The sequence below is a fragment of the Microcella sp. genome, assembly GCF_030645145.1.
GTDB lineage: Bacteria > Actinomycetota > Actinomycetes > Actinomycetales > Microbacteriaceae > Microcella.
Genome location: NZ_JAUSMI010000173.1, coordinates 1 through 4,406, shown reverse-complemented (window position 1 = coordinate 4,406; position 4,406 = coordinate 1). Strand labels below are relative to the sequence as shown.

Genomic DNA, 4,406 nt, shown 5'->3' with positions numbered 1-4,406 from the left:
GCGGCGCCCAGCGCCGAGCCGAGTGCCAGCCCGTCGCCGTAGCGTGAAAGGATCGCGCTGACGACGAAGGGCCGACGATGACCGAGCACGACCGCACCGACGACCAGGCTTCCACCCCGGAGGCCGCCGAGACCGATCACCATCGGCCGGCGGCCCCCGAGGGACCGGCGGCCCCCGCGGAGCATCCCGAGCCGGTCGACCAGCCCGAGCCCGTGCATCCGTCGGAGCCGGCCGTCGCCGCGCCCGTGCCGCAGCAGACGGACCACCCCCGGCCCGAGCGCGTCGTCTACGTGCAGCCCCCGCGCCGCCGCGGCTCCCGCGGCCTCGGCGTCGGCGTCGCTCTCGCCTCGAGCCTCGTCTTCGCGATCCTGTACGCGCTCCTCGCGACGCTCTTCATCTTCATCGGCCTCGGCACGGGCGGCCCCGGCCTCGCGCAGCAGGTGCAGGCCTTCGCGGCCACGCCCAGCTTCTGGATGCCCGTCGTCGCCTTCGTGATCGGCTACGTTCTGCTGGTCCTCATCGTCAATCGCGCCGGCTGGTGGGCGCACGTGCTGGGCGGCTTCCTCGTCGCCGCGCTCGTCTATGTCGTCTTCATCGGGTCGACCGTTCTGAGCGCCGAGGCGCTCGACGCGAACCCCGCCGACATCCAGCGGTTCCTGCTGCTGCAGATCACGAACCCGCTCGGCTGGGCCGCGGCGATCGCCGCGCGCGAGGTGCCGATCTGGGTGGGCGGGCTCGTGGCCCGCCACGGGCGCGCGGCGAAGGCCCGCAACTCCGAGGCGCGCGCGGAGTACGAGCGCGAGCTCGCGGCCGCCCGCGAGACGGCCACACGCGAGTCCGCCGCCCGAGAGACCGCCTCGCGAGAGGGCGCCGCGACCCCCGCCGTTTGACCCCTGCGGCCCCCGCGTCTATTCTTGACTGCGTGTGTGCATTCGCACGCGCTTGTGCTGTGCCGCGAGAGCGGCCTGGGCGGCGCGAGGCGGAGCATCCGCACGAGGGTCACTGATGAGAGCGCACCCGGCCCCGGGCCGAACCGCGCAGAAGACACACCCCCACGGCATGTCCGCCACCGATCGCTCGCGATCATCGTCGGATCTCGCGTGAGCCCGTCACCGCCGCTGGCCAAGACGGGGAAGACAAACCGCAACCGCTGTCACCGTGCAGCATTTCCAAGGAGCAACTTTGCCCACTATTCAGCAGCTGGTCCGCAAGGGTCGCACGCCGAAGGTCGTCAAGACCAAGGCGCCCGCCCTCAAGGCCAACCCGCAGCAGCGCGGCGTGTGCACTCGCGTGTACACGACCACGCCCAAGAAGCCGAACTCGGCGCTCCGCAAGGTGGCGCGCGTGAAGCTCTCGAACGGTACCGAGGTCACGGCCTACATCCCCGGTGAGGGCCACAACCTGCAGGAGCACTCGATGGTGCTCGTCCGCGGCGGTCGCGTTAAGGACCTCCCCGGCGTGCGCTACAAGATCGTGCGCGGCGCGCTCGACACCCAGGCGGTCAAGAACCGGAAGCAAGCGCGCAGCCGCTACGGAGCGAAGATGGACAAGAAGTAATGCCTCGTAAGGGACCGGCGCCGAAGCGCCCCGTCGTCGCAGACCCCGTCTACGGCGCACCGATCGTCAGCCAGCTCGTCAACAAGATCCTCCTCGACGGCAAGAAGGGCCTCGCCGAGCGCATCGTCTACGGCGCTCTCGAGGGCGTTGCCGCCAAGAACGGCCAGGATGCCGTGGTCACCCTGAAGAAGGCGCTCGACAACGTGCGCCCGACTCTCGAGGTCCGCAGCCGCCGCGTCGGTGGCTCGACCTATCAGGTGCCCGTCGAGGTCAAGCCGCACCGCGCGAACACGCTCGCGCTGCGCTGGCTGACCTCGTACGCGAAGGCTCGTCGCGAGAAGACGATGACCGAGCGTCTGATGAACGAGATCCTCGACGCCTCGAACGGCCTCGGTGCCGCGGTCAAGCGCCGCGAAGACACCCACAAGATGGCCGAGTCGAACAAGGCGTTCGCGCACTACCGCTGGTAGCACCAGCTCTGCGAGCGGGGGCCGAGGGCTCGTCCCTCGCCCCCGCCCGCACTCGCACTCTTTACCGAACCGGAGGAACCCCCCGTGGCACTTGACGTGCTCACCGACCTGACCAAGGTCCGCAACATCGGCATCATGGCGCACATCGACGCCGGTAAGACCACGACGACCGAGCGCATCCTGTTCTACACGGGCGTCAACCACAAGATCGGTGAGACGCACGACGGCGCCTCGACCATGGACTGGATGGCTCAGGAGCAGGAGCGCGGCATCACGATCACGTCGGCCGCGACGACGTGCTTCTGGAACAAGCACCAGATCAACATCATCGACACCCCCGGTCACGTCGACTTCACGGTCGAGGTCGAGCGTTCGCTCCGCGTCCTCGATGGCGCCGTCGCCGTCTTCGACGGCAAGGAGGGCGTCGAGCCCCAGTCCGAGACCGTCTGGCGTCAGGCCGACAAGTACGACGTTCCGCGCATCTGCTTCGTCAACAAGATGGACAAGCTCGGTGCCGACTTCTACTTCACCGTCGAGACGATCATCAAGCGCCTCGGCGCGAAGCCGCTCGTCCTCCAGCTACCCATCGGCTTCGAGAGCACCTTCGAGGGCGTCGTCGACCTGGTCGAGATGCGCGCGCTCACGTGGCGCGGTGACGCCAAGGGTGACGTCGAGATGGGTGCGAAGTACGACATCGAGCCCATCCCGGCCGACCTCGTCGACAAGGCCAACGAGTACCGCACCGCGCTGCTCGAGGTCGTCGCCGAGACCGACGACGCGCTCATGGAGAAGTACTTCGGCGGCGAAGAGCTCACCGTGGCCGAGATCAAGGCCGCGATCCGCAAGCTCACCATCGCCTCCGAGATCTACCCCGTTCTCTGCGGCTCGGCGTTCAAGAACCGCGGCGTGCAGCCGATGCTCGACGCGGTCGTCGACTACCTGCCGAGCCCGCTCGAGGTGCCTCCGACCATCGCGCACGACCCGCGCGATGAAGAGAAGGAGATCGAGCGTCGCCCCGACGCGAACGAGCCGTTCGCCGCTCTCGCGTTCAAGGTCGCCGTGCACCCGTTCTTCGGTCGCCTGACCTACGTGCGCGTCTACTCGGGCAAGATCGACTCCGGCGCCCAGGTCATCAACTCGACCAAGGGCAAGAAGGAGCGCATCGGCAAGATCTTCCAGATGCACGCCAACAAGGAGAACCCCGTCGAGAGCGTGACCGCCGGTCACATCTACGCCGTCATCGGTCTCAAGGACACCACCACGGGCGACACGCTGTGCGACCCGAACAACCAGGTCGTTCTCGAGTCGATGACGTTCCCCGAGCCGGTCATCGAGGTCGCCATCGAGCCCAAGACGAAGGCCGACCAGGAGAAGCTCGGCACGGCCATCCAGAAGCTCGCCGAGGAAGACCCGACGTTCCGCACCGAGCAGAACCAGGAGACGGGTCAGACCGTCATCAAGGGCATGGGCGAGCTGCACCTCGACATCCTGGTCGACCGCATGAAGCGCGAGTTCAACGTCGAGGCCAACGTCGGCAAGCCGCAGGTGGCCTACCGCGAGACGATCAAGAAGACCATCGAGAAGTACGACTACACCCACAAGAAGCAGACCGGTGGGTCGGGTCAGTTCGCGAAGGTCCAGATCTCGCTCGAGCCGATGGAGGTCACGCCCGAGACGAGCTACGAGTTCGTCAACGCCACCTCCGGTGGTCGCGTTCCTCGCGAGTACATCCCCTCGGTCGACGCGGGCATCCAGGACGCGATGCAGGTCGGCGTGCTCGCCGGCTTCCCGACGGTGGGCGTCAAGGCGACGCTCCTCGACGGCGCGGCGCACGACGTCGACTCCTCGGAGATGGCGTTCAAGATCGCCGGCTCGATGGCCTTCAAGGAGGCCGCTCGCAAGGCGAGCCCCGTGCTCCTCGAGCCGCTCATGGCGGTCGAGGTGCGCACCCCCGAGGAGTACATGGGCGACGTCATCGGCGACCTGAACTCCCGTCGTGGGCAGATCCAGTCGATGGAGGACGCGACGGGCGTCAAGGTCGTCCGCGCGCTCGTCCCGCTGTCGGAGATGTTCGGGTACGTCGGAGACCTGCGGTCGAAGACCTCGGGTCGCGCTGTCTACTCGATGACGTTCGACAGCTACGCGGAGGTCCCGAAGGCTGTCGCCGACGAGATCGTCCAGAAGACCAAGGGCGAGTAAGCACTCGACCTGGGTGGGGCTCCCCGAGCCTCGCTACGATAAACACACACCAAACCGCAGAGCATCCGAGACCATGGATGCCTGCAACCGAGTCCTGAGGAGGACCCACAGTGGGTAAGGCCAAGTTCGAGCGGACCAAGCCGCACGTCAACATCGGAACGATCGGTCACGTCGACCACG

4 protein-coding genes are annotated in these 4,406 nt (G+C 67.5%); all 4 read left to right on the top strand.

From position 1 onward, the window contains the following. Positions 1-77: 77 nt before the first annotated feature. Positions 78-890: a hypothetical protein gene (locus tag Q7T15_RS12090; protein WP_304696513.1), complete on the top strand. Its 813-nt coding sequence runs from the start codon at positions 78-80 to the stop codon at positions 888-890. Between the two features lie 292 nt (positions 891-1,182). Then, positions 1,183-1,557: a 30S ribosomal protein S12 gene (rpsL, locus tag Q7T15_RS12085; RefSeq protein WP_055857271.1), complete on the top strand. Its 375-nt coding sequence runs from the start codon at positions 1,183-1,185 to the stop codon at positions 1,555-1,557. Beyond that, positions 1,557-2,027 (top strand): 30S ribosomal protein S7, encoded by a 471-nt coding sequence (rpsG, locus tag Q7T15_RS12080; RefSeq protein ID WP_055857268.1) that lies wholly within the window; start codon positions 1,557-1,559, stop codon positions 2,025-2,027. The genes rpsL and rpsG overlap by 1 nt, the downstream gene beginning before the upstream one ends. Positions 2,028-2,111: 84 nt before the next feature. Beyond that, positions 2,112-4,226: an elongation factor G gene (gene fusA / locus Q7T15_RS12075; RefSeq protein ID WP_304696512.1), complete on the top strand. Its 2,115-nt coding sequence runs from the start codon at positions 2,112-2,114 to the stop codon at positions 4,224-4,226. Positions 4,227-4,406: the final 180 nt, after the last annotated feature.

What these genes read in the sequence shown, in the direction of transcription:
- Q7T15_RS12090 (WP_304696513.1), top strand. Translation starts at nt 78, where the DNA reads ATGACCGAGCACGACCGCACCGACGACCAGGCTTCCACCCCGGAGGCC.
- rpsG (WP_055857268.1), top strand. Translation starts at nt 1,557, where the DNA reads ATGCCTCGTAAGGGACCGGCGCCGAAGCGCCCCGTCGTCGCAGACCCC.